Raw genomic sequence first — 26302 nt, 5'->3', positions numbered from 1 at the left:
GAACTTTTTTGAAAGAGACCTTTTTGAACAAAAACAGCCTGTTTTAGGTGTTGATAATTCATAGTGTTTTTTATCTCTTGTGATAGGATATTCGCTTCGTATTCCATTATTCAATTTTGCCATCACATACAACTTCCGGTATCATCTTTTGTTTTTGTGTCTCATCTTCCCACTTTGTCCTTTTTTTCCTTCTTCCCTTGACTTCCCACTCATCTATGTTCTATAATTTCTTACGAATCAGATGGGTTTCAATACTTCCTTAGAGGGATGGAAACTGTTAACAATTGCACTTTTAATTCTGATGTTTAGAAGAGTTTCAATACTTCCTTAGAGGGATGGAAACAATTGTATTGAGCTTCAAGTTGTGGAAAATAATCGCAGTTTCAATACTTCCTTAGAGGGATGGAAACTTTGAAGACTACCTGATATGTCCCATCGTCAAAATGCGGTTTCAATACTTCCTTAGAGGGATGGAAACAAGCCTTTGATCAAGGATTCTATCTAGGTAGCTTTAGTTTCAATACTTCCTTAGAGGGATGGAAACAGATTATTGTATCAGCTACATTCGATAGATCGTTTAAGTTTCAATACTTCCTTAGAGGGATGGAAACTCCTGTTCTCCTATCAGTTCCCTCCAAACTTTACCCAGTTTCAATACTTCCTTAGAGGGATGGAAACTGAGGATTCCCGATGGTGTTTGACTGCGATTTGACACGTTTCAATACTTCCTTAGAGGGATGGAAACTATTCTTTTTTGCCCTTACTTTCTGATTCTCGCTTTGGTTTCAATACTTCCTTAGAGGGATGGAAACTGAGGATTCCCGATGGTGTTTGACTGCGATTTGACACGTTTCAATACTTCCTTAGAGGGATGGAAACAGATTATTGTATCAGCTACATTCGATAGATCGTTTAAGTTTCAATACTTCCTTAGAGGGATGGAAACTCCTGTTCTCCTATCAGTTCCCTCCAAACTTTACCCAGTTTCAATACTTCCTTAGAGGGATGGAAACCTGATGTAATACATGTATATCGTTACAGGGTAATCGTTTCAATACTTCCTTAGAGGGATGGAAACATTCCATGTGAAGCTCACTCCAACGATCGCTTCCCTTGTTTCAATACTTCCTTAGAGGGATGGAAACTAGTTTAACCTCCTTTCTCTCCCTTAGAAAGTCCTTAGTTTCAATACTTCCTTAGAGGGATGGAAACGCAACCACCAACCTCACAACATTCACCCCCCTCAAGTTTCAATACTTCCTTAGAGGGATGGAAACAGTTTCGAGATGCTTTAACAGAGATGAGTTACACCAGTTTCAATACTTCCTTAGAGGGATGGAAACAAATATCGTCTAACTCGTCTTTGAGCGTTAAATTACAGTTTCAATACTTCCTTAGAGGGATGGAAACTGAACCTGGCATTTTAACAACCCCCTTCAGCTAAGTGTTTCAATACTTCCTTAGAGGGATGGAAACGGTTGGTCATAAGTCCCACATACATATTCAACCAAAGTTTCAATACTTCCTTAGAGGGATGGAAACTATATAACAGTGATTGTTAGAATACCATTGTTAACTGTGTTTCAATACTTCCTTAGAGGGATGGAAACTGTGTGACGGCGAGTGGGATAAACCCGTCGCCCTCTCGTTTCAATACTTCCTTAGAGGGATGGAAACATGAAGTGATCAATAAAGTTTTGAGAGTTCCAAAAAGTTTCAATACTTCCTTAGAGGGATGGAAACAGAAGATTTGACACGATCTTTGCGAGGTCTTCGTGTCGTTTCAATACTTCCTTAGAGGAATGGAAACACAATTTCCAAAACTCTCCGATGCTTTTCGCTTCTTTGTTTCAATATTTCCTTGGAGGGTTATAAGGAACTAATATCAGGCCGCTTGAAGCGGCCTTATTTTTTTGCCAAATTTCTACAAAACCATTTGAAAAGGGAGGGAAAGAAAGTGAAACTCAGAAAGAAGAGTGTGTACGTGTATCTGATGATCTTTGTGGTGGTTGTGTTTTTACTTGAAGGTTGTGTTGGACCTTCTTCATCTACGAGTTCTTCCTCGACCTCAGCTCAAGTCAACCGCGATCTTGACGCTGAAATCGAGTTAATAGAATTAACTTTTGATGACTATCTTAACACCGCAAAAGTTGATTATAAGATAACAAACACTGGAAAGTACGAAATCGATATTTATACAGTGTACTTTATAGTTACTTGCCAGTCCGGAACAGAAATTACGAAAATATCAGGAAGCCATGGCGATTTCAGCATACTGCCTGGCACATCTAAGTATGAAACTGCCTATATAGATTTAGGAGAAAACGTTATTCCTCTTTTTGTCGAAGTAACTAAATTAGAGTTGTGGAATTATGAACATGGTTTGCACTTAACTATCACGTATCAGCAGTGATAACCATTTTAGAATGTGATTCTGTTTTTAGAGAAAAATGAAAGCATCGCAGTAACAAAAAGAGGGGCTTCAGCCCCTCTTTTTCATTCTAAGTCTTTCAATATCGATTCAAGGCGGGATAACCTTTCTTTGTAAGTGTTCAGTTTTTCTTTGGTTTCTTCAACCACATCTTCTGGTGCTTTTTCCAAGAAATCTTTGTTGGAAAGTTTCTTCTCGAGTCGATCGATCTCTTTTCTGAACTTCTCCATGTTTTGCTTCAACCTTTCTTTCTCTTTGTCGAAATCTATGAGTCCGCCGAGATCCACATAGACTTCCAAAGTTTCTTCCACGTATGCCGTTGCCGTCTTCGAAGGCTTCTCAGAGACAAAGGAAATCTCCTCTATGTTGCCCAATGTCTTTAAGAGAAGGTTTGTCTCTTCCGAAACTTCCCAACCTCTTATGAAAATTTTCACGCTCCTGGACTGGGGAATGTTCATTTCTGCCCTTACGTTCCGCACACCGCGCACGATGGCCATAAGTTTTTTGAAAGATTCTTCTGCCTCTTCATCGATGAACTCTCTTTCCACTTCAGGCCACTTCGCTATTGTTATAGACTCTCCTTCCACTGGGAGTTTCTGCCATAGTTCTTCTGTGAGGAACGGCATGAAAGGATGTAGCAGTTTCAAAGAAGTGTCTAAGACTTTCACAAGAATTGTTTGGACGAGCTTTCTTTCTTCTGTCTTGAGCCTTGGTTTCGATGCCTCTATGTACCAATCGCAGAATTCATCCCAGAAGAAGTTGTATATGGATTTTGCAGCGATGTTGAAATCATAACTTTCCAGTGCTTTTGTTACCTCTTCAACTGTCTTGTTGAGTCGTGTGAGAATCCATTTGTCTACTTCTTTTAGATTTTGGAGAGGTACTTTATCGTAGTCATCCAAATTCATGAGAACGAATCTTGTAGCGTTCCAAATCTTGTTTGCAAACTTCTTGTAAGCGTCAAAGTATCTGGGATCTAGTTTTATATCTCTTCCTTGGGCTGCGAGAATGGCAAGAGTGAACCTCATAGGATCCGCTCCGTATTCGTCTATCACTTCCAGGGGATCTATTCCGTTTCCGAGGGACTTGCTCATTTTTCTTCCGTACTTGTCTCTGACGAGCTGGTGGATATAAACGTGACTGAAAGGTTTGTCTTTCATGAATTCGTATCCCATCATTATCATTCTGGCAACCCAGAAGAAGATGATGTCAAAACCGGTAACAAGCAGATCTGTTGGATAATAACGCTTCAAATCCTCCGTCTCTTCTGGCCAGCCGAGAGTGGAGAATGGCCACAGAGCGGAAGAGAACCACGTATCGAGTACATCTTCGTCTTGCTTCAAATTGGTGGATCCGCACTTTTCACACTTTTTTACGTCTTCCTCGGAAACGTTCATATGACCACATTCTTGACAGTACCACACAGGGATTCTATGGCCCCACCAGAGTTGTCTGGAGATGCACCAATCTCTGATCTCGTACATCCAGTTCAGGTATATCTTCGTCCACCTTTCTGGGAAAAATTTCACTTCTCCCTTTTCAACGGCTTCTATGGCTTTCTTTGCGAGTGGTTTGGTGGCCACGAACCACTGGTCGGAAAGTTTTGGTTCTATAACGGTATCACACCTATAACAGTGCCCCACCGAATGAGTGTAATCCTCCACCTTCATCAAAAAACCTTTCTCCTCCAAGTCCTTGACGATCCTTTCTCTCGCCTCGTATCTATCCAACCCTTTGTATTTCCCGCCATTTTCATTTATCCTCGCGTTATCATCAAATATTTCGATCATTGGGAGATTGTGTCTTTGAGCGATTAAATAATCGTTCGGGTCGTGTGCGGGTGTTACCTTCACGGCACCGGTACCGAATTTCGGGTCGACGTATTTATCAGCAATGACAGGTATTTCTCTGTTGACGAGTGGAAGAATGAGGATCTTTCCAACAAAGCCCTTATACCTTTCGTCTTCGGGATGTACCGCAACGGCCGTGTCTCCCAGCATTGTCTCTGGTCTTGTGGTGGCAATCACTATGTATTCGTCGGAATCTTTCACAGGATATTTCACGTAATAGAGCTTTGCCTGGTGCTCTTTGTGTTCCACTTCCTCATCGGAGAGAACGGTTTTACACCTTGGGCACCAGTTTACCAGGTATTTTCCTTTGTATATGAGTCCTTTTTTGTAAAGTTCCACGAAAACCTTTCTCACAGCTCTACTAAGACCTTCATCAAGCGTGAATCTTTCGCGTGTCCAATCTACGGAAGCGCCGAGCGCCATTATTTGCTCTCTGATTTCTTTTCTGTATTTGTTCGCCCATTCCCAGGTGATCTCAAGAAATTTCTCTCTTCCTATCTCTTCCCTAGTTTTTCCTTGAGTTTGCAGGAGAAATTTTTCTACCGCGTTTTGAGTGGCTATACCGGCGTGATCCTCCCCGGGAACCCAAAGGACATCGAAGCCTTTCATTCTTTTGTAGCGAACAACGATATCTTGAAGCGTTATGTTCAAAGCGTGTCCCATATGGATTCTTCCAGTGATGTTGGGCGGTGGAATCACTATGGAGAATTTCTCTCCCGTTCCCTTTGGAGTGAAATATCCTCTTTCTAACCAGTATTTGTACCATTTTGTTTCTATCTCCGCAGGATTGTATCTGGTAGTTAATTCTGCCACCCTCAGCACCTCCTTCTCTTGAGATATTTTATCAAAACCTGAGCAAAGCTCCCACAACGCCACAGCCGAATATGATTATCAGAGGATGAACTCTTGTGAAGGAACACAAAAAGGCAACGATGGAGAAAAGGATCATCAAGGGATTTCTGATTGTGGTAGTCAAGGAGAAAAGAGTAACGGTCATCAGTGCTGTTGTAACTCCTTCTAAGGCTTTCATCAATTTTCTTCTTGTGATTTTTACGTATCTTCCAAGTATCGTAGCAATGGAGAGTACCAAAATCGGGGCTATCAAGAAGGCAAGAGTGTTCAAGATGGCACCGATCAAACCGAAGAATTTGTATCCGGTGTAAGTGGCAAGATTTATCGCCACGGGGCCAGGTGTCATCTGAGCGATAGAAACGGCGTGGGAAAACTCTTCGAGTGTGAGAAATCCTTTTGAAACGAGCTCCTCTTTTAACACTCCTACTATTGCCCATCCTCCACCAAACGAGAGAAAGCCCACTTTTAGAAATACGATGACGAGTTTCCACAAGATTTAACCCTCCCTCATATAAAGCGCAAAGGCAAGTAGAATAACCACCAATATAACCAGGGAGCTGTTCAAAATAAGGAGTATTATAGATAGTGAAACCAAGGTGATTCTCAAGAAGTTCCAGCGCTGATTTCTTACGAGACGAAACAACACACTTCCCACCAGTCCCACTATGGCAACGTAAGCTCCTTTGAGGAAGCCTTGAACGTAAACGTTCCCAGAGAGTGATCTAAGAATCTCGGCAACTAAGATGATTGCGAAGAAAGGTGGTAAGATAACGGCTGTACCGGACGCGACGGCTCCAGGAAGACCCGACAATCTTCTTCCGACTAAAACGGCAGTATTGAAAGCAATCGGTCCGGGTATAACCTGTGCGGTTCCAACTATTCGAAAGAATTCTCTCTCTGTCAAAAGCCCTGATTTTTCCAACTCCCACTTCATCACTGGAATCATAGCGTATCCTCCACCGATTGTTAAAGCGGAAATTCTGAGAAAAAGAAAGAAAAGTTTCATCACCAATCAAATCACCTCCAGTGTTGATTTTAGAATTCTCTTTTTTCAATACAAATTTCCTTTAAGTTAAATTTGAATATGATTTAATAGAATTAAAAAGGCCAGGGAGGGATAGAGTTGGTTCTTGTGGTAGATTACGGCTCTCAGTATTCCCGATTGATCACAAGAAGAATCCGAGAAAACGAAGTGTACTCCGAAGTAGTTTTTCCTGACGATGAAGTTAGCTTGTCTGAGGTGGATGCTGTTGTTCTCTCGGGAGGGCCAAGGAGTGTTTATGAGGAAGATGCTCCGAATCTTCCAAAGTGGTTCAAGGATTATAAAGGACCCGTTCTTGCCATCTGTTACGGTATGCAGTTGGTGGTGAAAGAATTCGGCGGAGAGGTGAAGAGAGGGAAGGGAGAATACGGAAGAACTCTCGTGGAGATATCTGATGATCCGATTTTCGAAGGGATACCGGAAAGAGTTCATGTGTGGATGAGTCACGGGGATGAAGTGGTGAGGTTGCCGGAGGGGTTTCATCCGATAGCTTTTTCTGAAACTGGCGTTATAGCTGGCGCAACGGATGGCAAGAGATTTTGGCTTTTACAGTTTCATCCCGAGGTACATCATACTGAGTTCGGTGAGAAGATGATTTCCAACTTCTTGTTCAGGGTGTGTAAGTTAGAGAAGAATTGGAAAATAGGTGATCTTGTTGAAGAGAAAATAAGGAAAATAAGGGAGACCGTGGGAAGAAAAAAGGCAATTCTTGCTCTTTCGGGTGGAGTCGATTCTTCGGTGGCTGCCGTTCTCACACACAGAGCTATTGGAAAAAATCTTGTGTGTGTCTTTGTGGATCACGGTCTTTTGAGAAAGGGAGAAAGGGAAGAAGTGGAACGAGTGTTCAAGAAACATTTCGATATGAATCTAGTGGTAATCGACGCGAGGAAACGTTTTTTGGAGAGATTGAAAGGAGTAACGGATCCTGAGAGGAAGAGAAAAATCATAGGGGAGGAATTCATAAGGGTTTTTGAAGAAGAAGCGAGAAAGCATGATGTGGAATTCCTTGTGCAGGGAACGATATATTCAGACGTTATAGAAAGTGCCGCATCTGGGAAAACAACGGCAAAGATAAAAAGCCATCACAACGTGGGAGGGCTTCCCGAAAAGATGAATCTGAAACTTGTAGAACCTTTGAGGGATCTTTTCAAGGACGAGGTGAGAAAAGTAGGAAGATATCTCGGAATACCGGACCACATAATAAACAGGCATCCCTTTCCTGGTCCCGGTCTTGCAGTGAGAGTTTTGGGGGAGATAACAGAGGAGAAACTAGAAATGTTGAGGGAAGCAGATTACGTATTCATAGAAACGCTCAGGAAATATAACTATTACGATAAGGTCTGGCAAGCTTTCGCTGTCCTCCTTCCAATAAGGAGTGTGGGTGTCAAGGGTGATGCCAGAGCTTACGAATATGTGATAGCTCTCAGGGCTGTCAACAGTGTGGAGGGAATGACTGCGGATTGGTCCAGAATACCCTACGATGTGTTGGACGAAGTGGCAAGGAGGATCACAAGGGAAGTAGAAGGAGTAGGAAGAGTGGTTTACGATGTAACTTCTAAACCTCCCGCGACTATCGAATGGGAGTGATGAGATGCAGTCACTTTTGACAGAGCTTGAAAAGATTCGTGAAGAAGCAAGACTATTAGTCGAGAAGAGATTTGAGGAGTTCAAGAAACTTGGTGAGAGCGGAACGGAGGAAGATTTATTTTGCGAACTTTCCTTTTGTGTACTCACCGCAAATTGGAGCGCAGAAGGGGGAATAAAAGCACAAGGGAAAATTGGAAAGGGATTTGTCTATATGTCACAAGAAGAACTCGAAAAAGCATTGAGGGAAGTGGGGCATCGATATCCCCAGAAAAGGGCAGAGTTCATTGTGAGAAACCGGTGGTTGATCGGCAGACTTCGAGATCTCATAAAGGGAGATCCTTTTCTTTCTCGGGAATTCTTGGTGAAAAGTGCGAAAGGTATAGGTTGGAAGGAAGCGAGTCATTTTCTCAGAAATACAGGAGTGGAGGACCTTGCTATCTTGGACAAACACGTTTTGAGATTAATGAAAAATCACGGGCTGATTCACGAAATTCCGAAAGGATGGAGTAAAAAAAGGTATCTGTACGCAGAGGACATCTTGAGAAAAGTGGCAAGAGAGTTCGGTGAACCTTTAGGGAAACTCGATCTTTATCTTTGGTATCTTGTGAAGAAGAAAGTTGACAAATGAGGAGGTGAAAGAGTGAGAAAGTATGTGTGGATAATCATCGGAGTGATTCTGGCAGTGTACTTTCTAACCGGCGTTTATCAAGTGGGACCATCTGAGGTTGCCCTTCTCAAAACTTTCGGGAAATTTACGGCGGTTGTTCCCTCTGGGATTCATTATCATCTACCTTATCCATTCCAATCGCATGTGAAAGTGGATGTCACGACGGTTAGGAAGATAGAGATAGGTTTCAGAAGCGTTCAGAGAGGAGATAGAATTAGCTACGAATCTGTTCCAGGAGAATCCATCATGATAACTGGTGACAACAATCTCGTCAGCGTTGAGGCGGTGGTTCAATACAGAGTGAAAGATCCTGTTGCGTACGCGTTCAACATAACCGAGGCAGATTCAATTGTCAGATTCACCACAGAATCTGTTCTCAGGGAAAAAGTTGCCATGAGGAACATAGACGATGTTCTCACCGTGGGAAGAGACGAAATTGGACTTGAAACAGCGAAAATGCTTCAAAAGATTCTGGACTCTTACGATTGCGGAATAAAGATTGAGAACGTGTACCTTCAAGAGGTCGTACCCCCGGAGCCTGTAGTGAATGCTTTTGATGACGTGAACAACGCCAGACAGAACAAGGAGCGTCTTATAAACGAGGCGAGGAAGTATGCCAACGACATAGTTCCGAAGGCACAAGGTCAGGCTCAGGAGATATTGAGGCAAGCGGAAGCTTACGCTCAGGAAGTTTATTTGAAGGCTCTTGGTGAGGCAAAAAGATTCGATGAAATCTTGGAAGAGTATACCAAAGCACCGGATATCACAAGGAAGCGAATGCTCTTGGATGCCCTTCAGTCTATTCTTGAAAAAGTTCAAAACAAGATCATTTTTGTCGGTAACGCGGGATCTTTGAACGTGTTGAACATCTCTGATATTTTAAAGGAGATGGGAAAATGAAGGTGTGGGTTTTATCTCTCCTCATCGTTTTGATAGTAATTGGTGTCATTCTTGCTTCGTCGGCTTTTTACGTGTTGGATCAGACACAACAGGCAGTGGTGCTCAGATTCGGAAAAATTGTGGCGGTTGAGACGGAGCCAGGCGTTCATTTCAAACAGCCGTTCGTTGATAACGTCGTTCGTTTCGATAAAAGGATTCTTTTGTACGACATAGAGCCAGAAAAGATCATAGCTGCGGACAAGAAAACTCTTGTGATAGACACTTATGTTCTCTGGAAGATAAAGGATCCGGAAGCGTTCATAAGATCTTTGAAGAACGTCAATCTCGCCCTTCCAAGAATCGACGACGTTGTGTACTCCCACGTCAGAAACATTTTCGCGAAAGCAAATTTCGATGAAATCATTTCTGAAAAGAGAGAAGATCTTCTGAAGAAAGTGACGGAACTCTCCAGAGAAGATCTCAAGGAATTCGGAATAGAGGTGGTGGACGTAAGGGTGAAACATGCGGATCTTCCAGAGGAAAACGAAGCGGCTGTGTATGAAAGAATGAGGGCAGAAAGGTACAGTATCGCAGCCCAGATCAGAGCAGAGGGTGAAAAAGAAGCGAGAAAAATACGCGCAGAGGCGGACAAAACGGCCAAGGTCTTAATAGCAGAGGCGCAGAGTAAAGCAGAGCAGATAAAGGGTACGGGAGAGGCAAGTGCGGTGAAGATATACGCAGAGATTTTCTCGAAGGATAAGGATTTCTACGAATTTTGGAGAACCATGGAGGTTTACAAATCTATCGAGGGCGGTATCCTACTTGTGGGAGACGAACTCGATGCGTTGAGATACTTGATATCGAAATGAGGGGGGCCAGCCCCCTCATTTTCTTTTGAACAAGTTTGCCAAGCTGAACAACACTTTGAAAAGCCATACGTTTATTCTGTTTATCTTGTTTTTTCCTTCGCCGTATCCAAAGTTAACAATAGGCCTTAAAACTTTGTACCTTCCTGCGTTGTGGACTATCGGTATCAACTCACCATTCCAGAGATAGAATTTTGAGTTCTTAACATAGAATCTCTCGCGAGCTGTTGATGGAATGAAGTTGTATTTCGGTGGAAGTACAACGTGACGATTCTTGTAAATCACGTAATTCCCTATCACGGTGTCTCCGCCCCAAACATTCATGTTTCTCAATCGTTTCTTCATCTCAGCTGCTAATTTGAGAAATCCATCTCTTGGAGCCAAGATCACCCCAACGTTGAAGAGCCTTTTTTTTGAGAGAAAAGATTTTATTTCCTCTCCATCTATGAGGTCTTCCTCTTTCACGAGAAGATCTATGGGAGGGCTCAATCGTTCTATGACCGCGCGAAAAGAATCTCTGTGTTCTTCGAAGAGGTGAGATATATCTTTCTGGAAGATCACATCTCCACCATCACAAAAAAGGATTTGATCGTATTCGGGATGTTCTTCCAAGAACAGGGCGAGATTTAAAAACCTCGTGTTGTTTATGAGACCATCACGCTCAACAGCTTTGAAAACGATCACTCCTTCGGGTACACTGTTCAATCCGTAATCTATGACTAAAACATCTGTCTTCGACAAATCGACGTTTTCTTTGAGTGATTTGTACCAGTCATTTTTTAGAAAATTCTCTATCCTACCGTTCCCTGCCGTTGCTATTAGATGTCTCAAAGAGGTCCCTCCTGAGTTGTTTTCTCAAGTTTGCCATTTCGATCGCCACCATTGCGGCTTCAAATCCTTTGTTTCCGCTTTTGGCTCCTGCTCTGTTGAGAGCTTGCTCTAAAGTGTCGGTGGTTAGAACACCGAATACTATGGGTATATCGGATTTCATATTAAATTGTGCCACTGCTTTTCCTATCTCGTTTGCTACAACGTTGAAATGATACGTTTCACCTCTTATCACAGCACCGAGAACAATTATAGCATCGTGTAGTTCGAGGTCTAAGAGTTTTCTCAAGGTGTAAATCGCTTCCATACTTCCTGGGATCTTCACAACAGTGATATCTTTTTCTGACACTCCGTGTCTCATAAGGCCATCCAACGCTCCTTCAAGAAGTTTGGATGTGACAAGATCGTTGAACCTTGGAACTACAATGGCTACTTTCAGGCCCTCTCCGTTGTAACCGCCTTGAATCACCATTATTGAAACACCTCCCTAAGAGCATCTTCCAATCTGTGGCCGAGCTTTACCATCTTGGAAAGCAGATAAAACTTGTTGTATTCCGTTACTCTCCCATACAAATTCCTTGTTCCTGCGATTTCGATTCCGTATCTCTCTAGTTCTTGTATCTTTCTCGGATTGTTGGTGTGGAGAATCACATTCTTTATTCCTAAAGCCCTCAAGATTTGGGCAGCCGCGGCGTAGTCTCTTTCATCTTCTGAAAACCCCAGAGCTTTGTTAGCTTCCACAGTGTCCATTCCCTCATCTTGGAAACGGTATGCCTTCACTTTATTTGAAAGACCGATGCCTCTTCCTTCCTGTCTCAAATAGATCAACACACCGCCCTGGTTTGAAAGATGTCTTAGAAAACTTTCAAGCTGCGAACCACAATCGCATCTGAGCGATGATAGAACGTCTCCAGTTACGCATTCTGAGTGAATTCTTACGTGTACAGGTTCAACGAACGGTTCTTTCACAATTGCAAAATGTTCTTTTCCATCTAGGAGGTTTTCAAACGAGACGATTTTGAATTCGCCAAAACTTGTTGGGAGAAATGCCTCTGCTTTCACCGTTATTAACTCTTTCCTACTTACAAATTCAATCCAAACGTCTTTCATCTCGATCATCGGAATGGAAAGTTTGTTCGCAATGTAGGTAACGTGTTCCAAGTTGTGTGAATTTCCATGATCGTCGAGAATCTCTACGATTACAGCGTGTCTTGTGTATCCAGCCATTTCCGCGATCTCCAGTGAAGCTTCTGTGTGTCCTCGCCTTTTCTGAAACCCCACACCACCGATCACGGTAACATGACCAGGATACCGAAACTCGTAGAAGTACCGCCCTTCAGCTACTTTCCGGCATGTTTCTGCTCTTTCGACTGTGGAAATTCCCGTTCCAGTGCCCCAGTCTACGGAGAGGAAATAATTGGCGTTGTAGTTACTGGGAAGCTTCGGGAAACCTCTTTTTAAGAGGTCTTCCTCGTCTACGGTTACACAAAAAAGTCCCTTCCCGTAGGAGACGAACAGATTGACTATCTCTGGCGTGATAATTCGAGCTGGGAAGATGAAATCTGCTTCGTTTTCTCTTTCTCTGTCGAGGAGAATAACAGGTTTCTTGTTCTCAAAAGCTTCCTTCAATTTTTCCATTTTCTATCACTCCCTTCAAATAGCGAGCGATGATATCGATTTCGTAATTGACTGGGTCACCGGTTTTCAGGAATTTAAAATTCGTATTTTGTAACGTATGAGGTATCACCTGAACATAGAACGTATCGAATGAAACATCGACGATCGTTAGACTTATTCCATTTAAAGCAATTGATCCCTTCGGAACTATTGCCCACCTTTCTTTTGGCAAGGAAAAGAACATAAAATAGCTGTTTCCGTGTCTTTCGCTCCGCAAGAATCTAACCGTTCCATCTACATGGCCAGTCACGAGATGACCATCAATTTTCCCGTCTACTCTCAAAGACTTTTCGAGATTGTAGTATTCACTCACCGCGAGGTTGGTTCGTTTTTTCGTTTCTTCTCCCAACTCAAACCAGTACTCATCTTCTGAGACGCCAGTCACCGTTAAGCAAACTCCATTCACGGCGATACTCTCTCCTATCTCAATTTCCCATGTCTTTTTGAAAAAGAGTCTTTTGTCTCTCAGTAGTCCTCTTTCCACTTTTTGTACTATCCCTGTGAACATGGTCTCAACTCCATGAAGAGTTCTGTATCCAGGTGTTCAATATGGGAAATCTTGAACCTAGGAGGATCTTCCACGGTAGCGAGAACATTCTGAAAGATATCGATTCCTTTTCCAAATACTTTGGTCGAGTAGAAAGCGTAAATCACATCACAATGTTTCACAAATTCACTGAACATTTTTGCACCACCTTCAACGAGAAGGGAATCTATACCTTCATCGTGAAGTGTTCTCAAAATGTTTTCAGTGGAACAATCCATGAGAACTTTCTTCACATGTTCTGGGTATTTTGCTCTTTCGTTCTCAGTGAACACTATGATCTTTGCGTTTCTTTCAAACACTCTGAAATTTTTCTCACTCAGGAATCCTTTTCTGTCGAGAATCACACGTGTTGGATTTCTTCCATCTTTGAGTCTGCATGTTAGGAGCGGATTGTCTTTTAAAACAGTTCCGGCGCCAACGAGCACCGCCGAATAGATGTTTCTCATCTCTTGAACTTTATGTCTTAGTTTCTGAGTAATCCATTTGGAGTGAGAATTCACATCTGCGATCTTTCCATCCAGAGTTGAAGCATATTTTAGAGCAACAAATGGCCTTTTTTTGGATACATAAGTGAGAAAGAACTCACATACTTTTTCAACTTCGGATTTCAGGACCCCTTCTATTACCTCTATGCCATTTCTTTTGAGCTTTTCTACTCCTTTCCCTGAAATAGGATTGGGATCCCTCATACCTATAACGACTTTTTTTATTCCGCTTTCGATTATCAAATCGGTACACGGAGGGGTTTTCCCATAATGATCACATGGTTCAAGAGTGACTATAAGAGTAACATCTGAAAGATCTATTCCCTTTCTTTTAGCTTCTTCTATCGCTACTCTTTCGGCGTGCGGGCCTCCAAAATAGGGGTGATAGCCTTCTGATACGATCTTGTCATCTTTCACCAAAACGGCTCCCACAGGTGGATTGGGATTTACTCTCCCGAGACCTTTCTTGGCAAGTTCTATTGCTCTTTTCATGAAAGATTCGTACACAGTTTCACACCCCTTTCATCAAAAGAAAAGAGGCCCCTCTCGGGCCCCTAATTGGTTTTACACTCCACGCTCTCTCCCATCCGGACTTTTACCGTCGGCCCCGGAATTCCACCGGGTCAACCCCTGAAGAGGGGCTCGCGGGCTTTCACCGCCGGTCGGGAATTCCACCCTGCCCCGAGAGCGTTCTTTTTTAATATTTAGTTTTTTCCATTGTATCGATTTTTGATTTCGAAAAGATGAAATTATCTTTTCAGATAATGTTTCCTCATTTCCGTGTTTTCGGGTAGAGACAATATCTCTTCGAGTACTTTCTCCACTTGCTCATCGTTTTTCGTTCTGGGGTCTCGATAGAGTATCTCTTTTATAATCCTTATATCACCCGTAAGAAAAGCTTCGAGCGCCATTTCCATCCTCATAATTCTTGGTCGCAGATAGTATTTCACGACTCTTTCTGGCAAAGGAGGATCGATTTTCTCCGGATGTATTCCCTCTTTATCGACGACAGCGGGGATTTCTACGACAACGTCATCATCGATACCAGAAATTACCCCTTTGTTAGGTATGTTGATCACGAATCTTCCTTTGTTGTCGTTGAGCAGAGCATCGATGAATGGAATGTGTTGTTCTCCGCTTTTTCTTTCTGGATCTAGTATCTTCTCGATCTCCAACACAAATTGCTTTTCAGAGAGGTTATCACCCAGTAGGTCTTTAAGATCAGTAAGGCTGATATTTGGATTTTCCTTGACAAATCTTGCCACTTTCTTCATTACTTCTGTGACCCTTCCAAGTGTATCTTGATACCATTTCCACCCTATTTCGGAGTCTGCTCCACCCCAAGGTTCTCCATACCACTTTTTCTTGGTTTCAAGATCTCTATGGTATCTCCAGGAAGCGTTTCTCACCGTATCACCTATCGGCATGATACCGTAGAACCTGTACATATCGATCGCAACTGGAGAAAGTTGGTCGTTGAAAGGATTGTCGGGTTTCCAATTTTTCGATTCCTTTTCTATCCACTCATCAAGGAGAGGATAAGCGTCTTCTCCTTCGTATCTGAATCTGTTCAACCAAATGCCATGATTCACACCCGCAACTTGCCAGTCCACTTTTTCTTGATTCAAGCCGAGCTTTTCTATTATTTCCATCACTCCATAATGCCCATGACAAAAGCCCACCGCCCTTATAGGAACGGTTCTTGTTACCAAAGTTGTTCCTTCAAAAACAGGATTCGCTGCTTGAATATACCAAGCTTTTGGAGAGAGTTTTTCTATCTTTTTAGCGATTTCAACAAAGTATTTGAGTTGATTGAAGTTTGAGATAGTGTAATAATCGGAAACCATGTTGAATTCCTGAGCATCTATTCCCCTGTAGTAGCCGTACTTTTCGCTTATCTTTCTGACCTTTTCCAAGTACGTATGGCCACCAACCATGGCGGTGTTTATCACAAAATCTGCATCAACTATTGCATCATCGAGATTCGTGGTTTTTTCGAAACTTAACTCTGCTCCTACTTCTTCGACGTACTTTCGTGCGAGTATTAAAACAGCGTCAAGCCTTTCTTCATCAATATCCATGAGTGTCACGGTACTACCTGAAAGTCCGGGAGTTTTACAAAGGTCACTCACAAGTCTCAATGAAAAGACAGCGCTTCCTGCTCCGATAATTCCGATTTTCACCGCCGGCATTTGTAACCCTCCTTCTTGAATATTCGCTACCTAGTAAACTATACATGAAAACATCTCTTTGCAACAAACACAGATCGTCAGAATTTCACCTGCTAGTCGCTTCTGGATGTAAGAAAATGGTGATCGAACCGGCTCGAGTGTCTCAATTCTTTTTAAACCCTTTTGTAGAGTCTGTATTTCCCCACTTTTAGATCAACGGGCTTCAGTATTCTGAAAGATCTTTCCGGAACATGAACTTTTGTGACCCCACCATCGACGTGGAATGTTTCTCCTGTGAACAAATCTAAAAGAGGTGTGGCATTCATAATTTTCCCGTCAGGAATGGAGAGAACAACATTTTTTTCGCAACCCGGATTCACGATCACAATGGTGTCTTGAAGAGGGTGAGGAGCTTTTCTCAGGAAGGCGAGTGGTTTTTCTTCGAGGAGTATGAACTCTCCGAATCTCAAACCTGGATCTTTCCTTCTCAATCTGATCATCTTTTTGTAAAACTCAAAAAGATCTAGATCCCATTTTTCTCTGTTCCATTCCATTGTTGCGCGACATTCGGGATCCTCTCCACCAGTAAGACCTATTTCTGTTCCATAATAAACGAGAGGGACTCCCGGGTAAGTGAATTGAAGAACCACGGCAAGTTTTCTAAGATCTTTGTCCGGAACAATCGTAGCGAGTCGCGGTGTATCGTGGCTGTCGAGCATATTCCAGCATCCAAAGATGTTTTTGGTGCTTTCGTAAACTCTTTTGAGCTTTGAGCCTATAGAATCTGTCTCTCCATTGACATAGCTTAAAACGAGACTTCTGAAATTGTAGTTCATCAATCCATCGACCATTTCCCATCCCTCGGGGTAAGTCCATATCTCGCTCACCAGATATTTTTCTGCTGAGAATTCTTTGACTTTCATGTTTATCCACAGATTCACTGTTGGCCCAAGATCATGACCACAATCCAGTCTCCATCCGTCTATACCCAACTCTAGGTAGTGTTGAACTACTTCCAATATGTATTCTTTCACCTCTTCAACTTCCACATTGAGTTCAGGAAGACTCCCCACATCAAACCAAGATCTGTGCTTGTCTTTGTAGAGGAAGAATCTGTTCACATATTCTGGATCTCTCCTTTTTGCTTTTTTGAACCACTTATGTTCGCTTCCTATGTGATTGAAAACCCCATCGAGTATGAGTTTCATGTTTCTTTGATGTAGCACCTTCACGAGGTATAGAAAAGCTCTCTTTCCACCAAATTGTGGGTCTATCTTGAAATAATCAATGGTATCGTACTTGTGATTCGTGTTCGAGAGAAAAATGGGTGTCAGGTATACTCCGTTGACACCAAGCTCTTCTAGATAATCTATTTTTTCTGCGATACCCCAAAGATCTCCTCCATAGAAAACTCTTACATGAGCTGCCTTGGGAAGTTTCTGGGGAGGAACTCCCCACTTTTCTATTGTCCCTCCCCGATTCAGGTAAAGATCTTTCTTGTCTTCAACTGTTTTTCCCTTTCCTATGAAGAATCGATCCGGGAATATCTGGTAAATTACGCTATCGTAGACCCAGCTCGGTATCGGATACATCATCCTTTCACCGATCCTTTTGTCAGGCCACCAACGATGTACTTCTGGAGTGAGAGGAAGAGTATCACCATAGGTGTCATTCCCAAAAGTGCAGCAGCAGTGAAAAGTCCCCATTCTGTTTCGTAGGCACCTGTTGAGAAGGTCCACAGTCCTAGTGCGTAGGTATAATTTTTCACATCTTGAAGGATTATTCTTGCAAGAACGAATTCGTTAAAGGTGCCGATGAAAGTTAATATCACGATAACCGTAAGTATTGGGAGGGCTAGTGGAACAACGATTTTGTAGAAGGTTTGAAATCTAGTTGCGCCATCGATCATTGCTGCCTCTTCAAGCGATGAAGGGATGGTGTCGTAGAAGCCTTTTATGAGGTACATATTGTAAGCTATATTACCCAGATAAGCGAAAATCAAACCACCGAGAGAATCTAACCCAAGGAAAGGCAAGAACTGACCTATGAGTTTCAAAAGTCCATATATAGCGACCATGTACATTATTGCGGGGAACATCTGTATGAGAAGCAACGCCATGATACCATACTGTCTTCCCCAGAACCTCATTCTACTGAACGGATACGCTGCGAGTGCACAAACAGTGGTTGTGATTAGAGAAACGAGGCCGGCCACAATCACCGAATTCATTACCCACCTCAAGAAATAGTGTTTCGTCTTTTGTTCCCACATTTGAGCGATCCTATAAAGATTCCCATCTATTTTCTTGAAATCATCTTTCAACTCTTTCAGTGGAAAGGTATCCATAAGTGTGCCCGCTTTCCTAGAAGCAACAGCGGTATTTGTCAAAACTTTCTGAACAAAATCCATTTTCACAAGATCGTACAACATTTGAAGATGCTCGGAAGAGACAAACACACCTTTGAACGAGAGGTTTAAAAGCTCAGAATAACCGTTTTTGAAATCATTGAGCACTTTTCTTGAATCTTCTAAAACTTTCAGTGCATTTTTGTATCCCGTTTCCATTCTTCGACTGAATTCCCTATAATCTTCTACCCAGGAGAGTTTCTTGGTCATCTCTCTTATTTTCCCTATGAAGTCATCGTTTCCATGCTCGGAAATATAATAGCTTACAAACCCTTTAGGTACTTTGTACACAGAAAGAAGTTTTATCTGAGTTGCGTTGTTGAAAGATTTTATACTCTCAAGGGTGTCCTTCTTTTCCTCTAAAGAGAGCACAAAAACTTTTAAATCTACATATCGTTTTGCTTGAGACACCATTTGTTCTTTCTCAGAGAGAGCTTCCTCCATTAATCTAACTTTTTTCTGCAAACCTTCGATTTTGGCTTTCAAAAAAACGATTTCGTTGTTTAAGCTTTTGAGTTTCTTCGCTTTGTTGATAAATTCCTCTATTCCATCATCCAACTTTTCTATTATTCCTTCCACAGTGGGTACAACTTCTCCGAAGGACTGAACGAAGTTTTTGTAAAGCACTTTTTTTGTTAGGTTTTCATCGTTCTCGAGTAATTTTGCCATTCTTTCTAGAAGGTTTGTCATCTCTTCGATTTTGAACGAAAGTTCCTCTAAATCTGAATAGCCAGAAATTTTTGTGTAAATGGCTTTGAGTTTTGGAATCAAAGTTGACAGGGAATTTCTCAAAGTTGCGTCATCGTATGAGAAAGTTGATTCTACTTCGCTTTCTTGAATTTTTTGGAGCATTCTTTCGAGGTCCTTTAGAATACTGACAACGGATTCTACATCGGGCTTCAACACGTTCAGGATCTTTTGCCTTTCAATGATTTCTTCCTCAACCTCGAGTTTTTGCCTTTCGAATTTGGACAACTCGCTTTGAAGGGTGGAAATCTCTCCTTCTAGTTTTTTCAGGTCATCCTTGAGTAATCCAATTTCTCTGTTGTAAATGAGTTCGAGATCAAACAAAGCCTCCTTGAAGCTAGAGGTATCATCAACCGGATAACCTACCAGTCTTTCCAGATCATCTTTCAAAGCTCGGTATTCCGTAGTCCGAATGCTTTTGCCGTTGAGTTTCTCATAAATAGCGATAGAGAGATTCCTAGTTTCGGGTATTGGAGATTTTTCCAATTCTTTTTTGGTGGTATCCTCTATTTTTTCTAAAACGCTGGATATATGTAACTTAACATCCTCTATTCTTTCAGAGAGCGCATTTGATATTTTGGAATACGCATCGTAAGAGTCTTGTATGAGTTCTTCCGTTTCGTTAAGGTAGTTTTCGAATTTTTTTATTCTATCTTCTATCAGTTCTTCTGCTTTTTCTCTCGAGACTTTGTTGAACGGTTCTGCCCTGGAAACGAGACTTTGCATTTCTTGAACGAGAACGGGCAAATTCTTCTCCGGAGCGATCAAATCTTTGTAGTGTTGAAGTGTAAGACGCGAAGAAAAGAGTTTTGGTGAGAAAGCAGCTTCGTCCCTTCTGAACGAAGTGGAAACAACCCATACGATTGGGAAAAGAACGACGATTATCAAGATTACCAGTAGAACATGGGTTAGCCATCTACTCTTCTTTCGCACCATCATTCACTCACCTCTTCAAATGATCCAGAGAGTTTGAAGTTTACAAAACTTATTCCACCGACGAGGAAGAATATGATGATGGATATCGCACTGGCAAATCCGAAGTCCTGTCCTCTTCCACCTTCGAAGGCAAGTTTATAAACGTAGGAGATGAGAATGTCGGTGTGACCTACTGGTGTTGTGGCACCTGCCATAGCCGGTCCTCCACCTGTGAGAAGGTATATGTTAACAAAGTTGTTGAAATTGAAAGCAAAACTTCCAACAAGAAGGGGTGCCACGGTGGTCATCAGAAGGGGAAACGTTATTGTCCAAAATCTTCTCCATTTTCCGGCGCCGTCTATTGCTGCAGCTTCGTATAACTCCTCTGGGATACTCTGAAGAGCTCCGAGTGATACTGCCATCATGTAAGGGAAACCAAGCCATGTGTTCACAGTGAGAACGGCCACTTTCGCCCAGAAAGGATCGTTGAACCATTTTATAGGATCGAGACCCAGGAGTGGCAAAACGAAACGATTCAGGATACCATAAGTTTCGTTGAACATACCGTTCCTCCAAACTAGAACGGAGATAAAAGCAGGTACAGCCCAGGGAATAATCAATAGCGTTCTGTAAACGTTTTTACCCAAAAGGCTTTTATCGTTCAACACCAAAGCAAGAGACAAGCCGATCGCGAAGGTGAACAAGACGCTCAAAGCAGCCCAGGTGAAAGTCCACACGAAAACTTTGAAGAAAGGTCCAGAAATTTTGGGATCGGTGAATATTCTGGCAAAATTTTTTAAGCCTATGTAATCCATGTATCCAACGACGAAAGTTTCCCGTCCATTTTCGTCGTAGTCGTAGAAAGCACCTTCCCTTTCGACGAGATTTCTTCCGGTGAGATTGTTTTTGACAACGAGTTTTGTGGTTACTTTTCCATTTTCAAAAGACTCCTCTAAAGATAGTGAATAGAGTCTTTTCACAGGATAAAAATACCATTTACCGCTTTCACTTATTCTCATCATAAGGGTTTGATCTCCATACCAAAGTTCTGCCCTGTTCAAATATTTCTGTGCGATGTTTACTTTAAAGAACGGTTCGTATCTTTTCAAGGATGCATCATCGGGAGAGTAGAGGAGTTTGTAAGTTTTTCCATTTGCAGTTATCGCGTCTATATTTTCGAAATATGAAGGCCACGGAACGATCTCGTACGTTTTACTATCAAGCTGAACGGTGCCGTCTTCTATTCGATGAAGAGTGGATTCTCTCAAAAGAACTTCCTTTCCGCTTTTCTTTGTCACAACGGGTTTTTCAGATAGATAAAGTGCCCCATCGATTTCGAATAGAATGAGAAAATCTTCCGTTGGCTTTAAGCCATCGAACACGGCAAAAACCCTGTAAGGAATAGGTTGAACGCCTTTTGGAACGTACGTGAAGTTCGGATCGAAAAGGAGTCTTTCGACTGCTTCTTGTTTGGTCATCAAGTGACCCGTTCCATAGTTTGTAAAAGCTATCTTCACTGTGAAGTAGATGGGATAAAGAACGAGGATAAAGAGCAGTATCAACGCAGGAATAGTGTATCTATAGGGATAAGCCTTGGGATTGAAAATGAAGAAATCTATCAACACAAGGAGAGTCAAAAGAACGATTCCCAGTTCATAATAGGCATTTTGAAACAAAAAAACACCAGACCACACCATGCCTGCGTTGAAAACTGCTAGAAATAATATTAGAAATGCTTTTAAAACTCCTTTCACAGTAATCAGACCTCCTCAGGTGGGCTTATTAAATAAAACTTTTAAAAAGAGGGGGAGAAATTCTCCCCCTCTACGATGTACATATTATACATTAATTACTTTTCTATTTGTGCCTTAATCTTTTCGACTGCTTCTTTCAGAGCTTCCTCAACGGTAGCCTGGCCGTTTATTATGATGCTGAGTGCGTCACCCATAGCAGCCCAAACGGGACCCATCTCTGGCACGTTCGGCATCGGTATTCCCATAGCGGCACTCTGTGTGAACGCCACAACGTCTGGATTGTCCTTTACGAGTTCAAGAACGTCTTTTCTAGAAGGAAGTCTTGGATCCGCAAGGTAGAGTTTGTACATGGTATCCTTCTTAGCGATGAAATTTGTGAGGAATTCGATGGCTATCAACTTGTTAGGTGATTTTGCGTTGATCATGAAACCTTGGACACCCACAAAAGGTTTGGCAGGAACGCCTGGTTCGAGTTCTGGTATCGGAGCGACTCCATAGTTTATACCATTATCTTTGTAATCTTTTATAGCCCAAGGACCGTTTATGATCATTGCAGCAAGCCCTTCTTTGAACATTGAATCCATGGTACCGTAGTTATCGCCAGGTGTGAGAATTCCTTCGTCTATCATTCTCTTGATGAGTTTGGCACCCTTGATAGCACCTTCATTTGCAAGTCCAATATCTGTTACGTCGAGACCTTGTTCAGTAGCTTTGAAAACGTATCCGCCGTAACCGAATATGAAAGGTGCAGAGAAGTAGAAATTTGCCACATCGTAAATGAATCCCCTAACTTCTCCTCCGAATTCCTCATCGATTTGTTTGGCTAGTGTTATGAGTTCTTCCATGGTTTTCGGAGGTTCTTGAACATAGTCCTTGTTATAGATGAGGGCCACAGCTTCCATAGCATAGGGTAATCCGTAGAGTTTACCGTTGTAGGTGAAAGCATTGAGAGCGGTGTCGTAGAAATATTTCAAATCACTGAAATTTGGAATGGGTTCAATCAAACCGTTGACAGCAAGTTCTCCAACCCAGTCGTGAGCTCCAACGATGATGTCTGCACCTTGACCTTGGGGAGCAGCTGTTAAGAACTTGGACTTTATACTTCCGAAGTCAACATACTGTACTTCCACTGGGACTCCGTATTTAGCTTTGAATTCTTCGCCGAGCTTCTGAAGAATATCGACCTGTTTCTCAGAACACCAAATAGTGAGTTTAACTTGAGCTAACATCAAAACAGAAACCACAACCAACATCAAAACCAAAAATTTCCTCACTTTGGACACCTCCTTATAAGTTAATAAAAGTTCTAAAATCACAAAATTCACATTATGATTCCACCGAAATTTTAACACTGCTTTCGCAGAATGTCAATTTTTTCAACGAAGCGAGGAATTTGTCATTTTTTTATTTATATAAGGAATCGTTTCTATTTTTTGCTTGGTTGTTTGTTAATCCTCTTGACATGATGTAAATTGTGAGTTAATATAAATGAGCAGTCTAGTGTTAATTTATTGACGTAATAATGTTTCGTTCGAGGAGTGATCCTCCTTGCGGAAAATCCTCTACGTCGTTTCGATTTTCATCATTTTGGCTTTCATCTCCTCCTGTGTTGGGCCAGTAAACGACTTATTCCAAGGAGATTCAGGAGACCACCAATCATTTCAGACAAGTTCTGTTTCGTATCCCAAGTACCCTGTTGTGTATCAAATATTCATAAGATCGTTCTTTGACAGCAACGGTGACGGTGTTGGAGATATAAATGGTATCACTGAGAAGGCTGATTATTTGAAAGAGCTGGGAGTAGATGCTGTTTGGCTTATGCCTTTCAACGAGTCGATTTCATATCACGGTTACGATGTTGTCAACTATTACGAAGTGGAGAACGACTATGGTAACCTTGAAGATCTCGTAGAGATGATACAAACCCTTCATTCAAAAGGGATAAAAGTCATCATGGATCTCGTTATAAATCACACGTCGGATCAGCACCCTTGGTTCCTCGATGCGATAGAGAACACCACATCTTCTAAGTATTGGAATTACTACATAATGACTCTGGAAGATAGAACTGGGTGGGACCATTGGCATTGGAAAGTAAACAGTAAAGGACAAAAAGTGTGGTATTTTGGATTGTTCGGCCCATCGATGCCAGATTTGAATCATAATAATCCAGATGTTAAAGAGGAAATCAAAAAAATCGCCGATTTTTGGATCTCCAAGGGAATAAATGGTTTCAGAATAGACGCAGCAAAGCACATATTCGGATGGTCTTGGGACGATGGAATCCATGAATCGGCAAATTATCTGGAATGGTTTGAAGACTACGTTCTATCCAAGAAACCTGATGCCATAATAGTCGGAGAGGTATACGATGGGAATGCTTCCACTTTGTCTGTTTTCACAATTCCTGTATTCAATTTTGCCCTCATGTTTGGAATAAGAAACCATCCTGAAGGTATCGATGGAATGATTATCGATAACTGGGTAGAGAATTCCTTCCTTTTTCTGGAAAATCATGATTTGGTCAGAATGTTTTCGCACTTACAAGAATACTATGAAAAGTTTTCTGAAGAAGATTATCCGTTCATTAAAAAACGTCTCGCGTTTTGGTACGCTTTGTTGTTTACGCTCGAAGGATCTCCAACCATCTATTACGGTGGAGAAATTGGAACAAGAGGTTTTAAATGGCATGGACCAGTTTATGATGAGCCAGTTAGAGAGCCTATGCAGTGGTACGCATCGGGTGACGGGCCGGGACAAACAAGCTGGACGAAAGAGGTTTATCAAAACGCGGGTGTGACTTTTGGAAATGCAAGTGAAGACAGTTGCGTGTACGACGATCCGTTCGATGGGTTTTCTGTTGAAGAACAAGAGAAGGATCCAAAGAGTTTGCTGAGTTTCGTTAAGTTCATGCTGGATTTCAGACATACTCACGATGCTCTCATGAACGGAGAACAGCGAATTTTTAAAGATTGGAAAAATTTAATAGCTTTCTACAGAATCACTTCTTTTGAAAAGCTCTTGATAGTTGCAAATCCCGATCCTTATTGGTCCAATTCCTTCTTTTTTGAGGGGAACATGGATTTGATTCTAGAAGTGGATTTCGAAAATTTCACATGGTCGGAGAAAATGGAAAGCTACTCCAAAGGGCAGAATTTTGAAGTACCACCTATGAAGCTTTACGTATTCAAAAGCGAGTGAGGAGGTGCGAAAATGAAGAAGGTTTTTCTGGTGCTTTTGATCTTATCGTTGGTGCTCTTTGGCTGTTTGAGAAAACCACCTGTTCTCGAAAATCTCTCTCTTGTCACCGTGGACGGAGATTTGAGTGATTGGGGAGACAAGCTCGTGTCAGATGCGAGTGACGATTCAAAGTGGGGATCTGATAACGAGCTCTTGAAAGTGGGACTTCTGTTCGACGGGGCGAACATTTACGTTGCAGGCGAATATTACCTAGGAGGGGAAGGAAATCAAAATGTATTTCTTGCACTAATAGACATCGTTGGTAGAACCGGTGCCAGCGAAGTCAATTATACGGGCCTGAACAATTCTACGAGACATTACAGTTTTTCAACAGGAGACATAGACATTATATTTGAAGCGAATCAAGACGGTAGCGAGTACAAAGTCTGGGAAGTGAACAACGATGGAAGTCTTGTGGAGATCACAGATCAAGTGAATGTTCAGGTAGGAACAGGTTCAACTGTTGTTGAAGTTCAAATACCAATTACGGAGAGTGCTACGCAAGTGAAAGGAGTTTTTGCAATTAGCGGCGGAACTGGAGGAGGAAAACAGTGGGTCGGAGATTTTTATCCTTCGCAGCCTGATCACGATGCAACGAACGACGGTGGAATGACAGAACCTGCCAATGTTGGAAACTTTGTTGTGAGTGATAGTGAAGGAAACATTTCAGAAGAAACAAACCAAACCGAGCCAACCTCCTCTGAGACTCCAGCATCAGAGAATCAGATTTCTCAAGAAGCAATTGTGGTGGACGGTGATTTGAGCGATTTAGGGACTCCTGTTGCAACTAACACTTATACAGGTGGAGGAAATGGTGCAGATCTCTACAGACTCTATCTCACATACGACGCCACGTACCTTTACATAGGGTTTGATACTCAAAATACGGGATCCTGGGATGTTGCTTACGGTATAGGAATAGATGTTGGACCAGGTGGATATTACACGGGCAGTTCGGATGCTTGGGGAAGAAAAGTGAATTTCGATGCTGGATACGCGATAGATCACGAAATATACTTCTGGTGGGGTTGGGATTCTGGACTTGGATCGAACAACTTCTGTGTTTGGAATGGCGGTGGTTGGGATTATCATGCCATATCTGATATCGGTGGTAGCTTTGCTTACACTGGTGATACAACAAATGGGCTTCAGACGATGGAGATTGCGATTCCATGGACAGCACTCGGCGGAAAACAAAGCGTTGCCGTTGTAGTTTGGGTCGCAGGGGGAGATGGTTCCTCAGCGGTTGACGGTGTGCCTTACGACTCGACTGTTGAAGTTTTAAGCAATAGTGACAGCGAATGGACCGATGAGGATACCTTCACGAATTTGTACCTTCTTCAAGTGAATTGAGGGG

Annotated in this window: 20 protein-coding genes, 1 CRISPR repeat array and 1 riboswitch; of the genes, 7 read left to right on the top strand and 13 right to left on the bottom strand. The window is 42.1% G+C overall.

Annotated elements, in window-relative coordinates:
- Positions 1 to 245: 245 nt before the first annotated feature.
- A CRISPR array of direct repeats spans positions 246 to 1877; the repeat unit is 30 nt; unit sequence GTTTCAATACTTCCTTAGAGGGATGGAAAC.
- An 80-nt stretch (positions 1878 to 1957) separates the two neighbouring features.
- Entirely contained in the window at positions 1958 to 2413 is a 456-nt protein-coding gene (locus AS005_RS08785) for a hypothetical protein (protein ID WP_145998121.1), read from the top strand.
- Between the two features lie 83 nt (positions 2414 to 2496).
- Here the strand turns inward: AS005_RS08785 and AS005_RS04135 are convergent, their stop codons facing one another.
- From AS005_RS04135 to AS005_RS04125, 3 genes are read right to left on the bottom strand one after another with little or no spacing between them, the layout of a single operon-like run.
- Positions 2497 to 5094 carry a valine--tRNA ligase gene (locus AS005_RS04135; protein ID WP_101510388.1) on the bottom strand — a complete coding sequence of 866 codons (2598 nt, stop codon included), beginning with the start codon at positions 5092 to 5094 and terminating at the stop codon, positions 2497 to 2499.
- Between the two features lie 31 nt (positions 5095 to 5125).
- Entirely contained in the window at positions 5126 to 5626 is a 501-nt protein-coding gene (locus AS005_RS04130; RefSeq protein WP_101510387.1) for a chromate transporter, read from the bottom strand.
- A 3-nt stretch (positions 5627 to 5629) separates the two neighbouring features.
- On the bottom strand, positions 5630 to 6145 hold the full coding sequence (locus AS005_RS04125) for a chromate transporter (protein WP_199203831.1): 516 nt from the start codon (positions 6143 to 6145) through the stop codon (positions 5630 to 5632).
- Positions 6146 to 6256: 111 nt separating this feature from the next.
- Here AS005_RS04125 and guaA point away from each other — a divergent pair, with 111 nt between their 5' ends.
- Genes guaA through hflC form a run of 4 tightly spaced genes read left to right on the top strand, consistent with a single transcriptional unit; the run spans position 6257 to position 10177 of the window.
- Positions 6257 to 7762 (top strand): glutamine-hydrolyzing GMP synthase, encoded by a 1506-nt coding sequence (gene guaA / locus AS005_RS04120; protein WP_101510386.1) that lies wholly within the window; start codon positions 6257 to 6259, stop codon positions 7760 to 7762.
- 4 nt (positions 7763 to 7766) lie between these two features.
- The gene (locus AS005_RS04115) at positions 7767 to 8390 is read left to right on the top strand and encodes an N-glycosylase/DNA lyase (RefSeq protein ID WP_101510385.1); all 624 of its coding nucleotides are present in this window, start codon (positions 7767 to 7769) and stop codon (positions 8388 to 8390) included.
- A 12-nt stretch (positions 8391 to 8402) separates the two neighbouring features.
- Entirely contained in the window at positions 8403 to 9329 is a 927-nt protein-coding gene (hflK, locus tag AS005_RS04110; RefSeq protein ID WP_101510384.1) for an FtsH protease activity modulator HflK, read from the top strand.
- A complete protein-coding gene (gene hflC, locus AS005_RS04105) occupies positions 9326 to 10177 on the top strand; it encodes a protease modulator HflC (protein WP_101510383.1) in 852 nt (283 codons plus the stop codon). Before hflK ends, hflC begins: the two co-directional genes overlap by 4 nt.
- 15 nt (positions 10178 to 10192) lie before the next feature.
- Here the strand turns inward: hflC and AS005_RS04100 are convergent, their stop codons facing one another.
- The 10 genes from AS005_RS04100 to malE all read right to left on the bottom strand — a co-directional run bounded on the left by AS005_RS04100 (position 10193) and on the right by malE (position 22979).
- Positions 10193 to 11005, bottom strand: a complete 813-nt coding sequence (locus tag AS005_RS04100; RefSeq protein WP_101510382.1) for a hypothetical protein — start codon at positions 11003 to 11005, stop codon at positions 10193 to 10195.
- Complete coding sequence (gene ribH, locus AS005_RS04095) at positions 10971 to 11477, bottom strand: 6,7-dimethyl-8-ribityllumazine synthase (RefSeq protein ID WP_101510381.1); 507 nt, start codon at positions 11475 to 11477, stop codon at positions 10971 to 10973. Before ribH ends, AS005_RS04100 begins: the two co-directional genes overlap by 35 nt.
- Complete coding sequence (locus tag AS005_RS04090) at positions 11474 to 12640, bottom strand: bifunctional 3,4-dihydroxy-2-butanone-4-phosphate synthase/GTP cyclohydrolase II (protein ID WP_101510380.1); 1167 nt, start codon at positions 12638 to 12640, stop codon at positions 11474 to 11476. The genes ribH and AS005_RS04090 overlap by 4 nt, the downstream gene beginning before the upstream one ends.
- The gene (locus tag AS005_RS04085; RefSeq protein ID WP_101510379.1) at positions 12615 to 13187 is read right to left on the bottom strand and encodes a riboflavin synthase; all 573 of its coding nucleotides are present in this window, start codon (positions 13185 to 13187) and stop codon (positions 12615 to 12617) included. The genes AS005_RS04090 and AS005_RS04085 overlap by 26 nt, the downstream gene beginning before the upstream one ends.
- Positions 13172 to 14218 carry a bifunctional diaminohydroxyphosphoribosylaminopyrimidine deaminase/5-amino-6-(5-phosphoribosylamino)uracil reductase RibD gene (ribD, locus tag AS005_RS04080; protein WP_101510378.1) on the bottom strand — a complete coding sequence of 349 codons (1047 nt, stop codon included), beginning with the start codon at positions 14216 to 14218 and terminating at the stop codon, positions 13172 to 13174. The genes AS005_RS04085 and ribD overlap by 16 nt, the downstream gene beginning before the upstream one ends.
- 64 nt (positions 14219 to 14282) lie before the next feature.
- A riboswitch (FMN riboswitch) is annotated at positions 14283 to 14404 on the bottom strand.
- Between the two features lie 56 nt (positions 14405 to 14460).
- Entirely contained in the window at positions 14461 to 15903 is a 1443-nt protein-coding gene (aglA, locus tag AS005_RS04075; protein ID WP_101510377.1) for an alpha-glucosidase AglA, read from the bottom strand.
- Between the two features lie 152 nt (positions 15904 to 16055).
- Positions 16056 to 17477 (bottom strand): cyclomaltodextrinase, encoded by a 1422-nt coding sequence (aglB, locus tag AS005_RS04070; RefSeq protein ID WP_101510376.1) that lies wholly within the window; start codon positions 17475 to 17477, stop codon positions 16056 to 16058.
- The gene (locus AS005_RS04065) at positions 17474 to 19975 is read right to left on the bottom strand and encodes a sugar ABC transporter permease (protein WP_101510375.1); all 2502 of its coding nucleotides are present in this window, start codon (positions 19973 to 19975) and stop codon (positions 17474 to 17476) included. Before AS005_RS04065 ends, aglB begins: the two co-directional genes overlap by 4 nt.
- Positions 19972 to 21705 carry a DUF4896 domain-containing protein gene (locus tag AS005_RS04060; RefSeq protein ID WP_101510374.1) on the bottom strand — a complete coding sequence of 578 codons (1734 nt, stop codon included), beginning with the start codon at positions 21703 to 21705 and terminating at the stop codon, positions 19972 to 19974. The genes AS005_RS04065 and AS005_RS04060 overlap by 4 nt, the downstream gene beginning before the upstream one ends.
- Positions 21706 to 21800: 95 nt before the next feature.
- Entirely contained in the window at positions 21801 to 22979 is a 1179-nt protein-coding gene (malE, locus tag AS005_RS04055) for a maltose/maltodextrin ABC transporter substrate-binding protein MalE (RefSeq protein ID WP_101510373.1), read from the bottom strand.
- 274 nt (positions 22980 to 23253) lie between these two features.
- On the opposite strand from malE, the gene AS005_RS04050 reads away from it, so the two are divergent.
- A complete protein-coding gene (locus tag AS005_RS04050) occupies positions 23254 to 24906 on the top strand; it encodes an alpha-amylase family glycosyl hydrolase (protein WP_101510372.1) in 1653 nt (550 codons plus the stop codon).
- A gap of 12 nt (positions 24907 to 24918) precedes the next feature.
- Positions 24919 to 26298 carry a hypothetical protein gene (locus tag AS005_RS04045; RefSeq protein WP_101510371.1) on the top strand — a complete coding sequence of 460 codons (1380 nt, stop codon included), beginning with the start codon at positions 24919 to 24921 and terminating at the stop codon, positions 26296 to 26298.
- The last annotated feature ends 4 nt before the right edge of the window (positions 26299 to 26302 follow it).

The organism is Thermotoga sp. KOL6 (assembly GCF_002866025.1).
Classification (GTDB): Bacteria; Thermotogota; Thermotogae; order Thermotogales; family Thermotogaceae; genus Thermotoga.
The sequence above is the reverse complement of the archived record's forward strand: the minus strand, read 5'-3'. Positions and strand labels throughout refer to the sequence as shown.

Coding starts and splice junctions, on each gene's coding strand:
- AS005_RS04115 (WP_101510385.1), top strand. CDS start 7,767: ATGCAGTCACTTTTGACAGAGCTTGAAAAGATTCGTGAAGAAGCAAGA.
- hflC (WP_101510383.1), top strand. CDS start 9,326: ATGAAGGTGTGGGTTTTATCTCTCCTCATCGTTTTGATAGTAATTGGT.
- AS005_RS04090 (WP_101510380.1), bottom strand. CDS start 12,640: ATGGAAAAATTGAAGGAAGCTTTTGAGAACAAGAAACCTGTTATTCTC.
- AS005_RS04085 (WP_101510379.1), bottom strand. CDS start 13,187: ATGTTCACAGGGATAGTACAAAAAGTGGAAAGAGGACTACTGAGAGAC.
- aglA (WP_101510377.1), bottom strand. CDS start 15,903: ATGCCGGCGGTGAAAATCGGAATTATCGGAGCAGGAAGCGCTGTCTTT.
- aglB (WP_101510376.1), bottom strand. CDS start 17,477: ATGATGTATCCGATACCGAGCTGGGTCTACGATAGCGTAATTTACCAG.
- AS005_RS04065 (WP_101510375.1), bottom strand. CDS start 19,975: ATGATGGTGCGAAAGAAGAGTAGATGGCTAACCCATGTTCTACTGGTA.
- AS005_RS04045 (WP_101510371.1), top strand. CDS start 24,919: ATGAAGAAGGTTTTTCTGGTGCTTTTGATCTTATCGTTGGTGCTCTTT.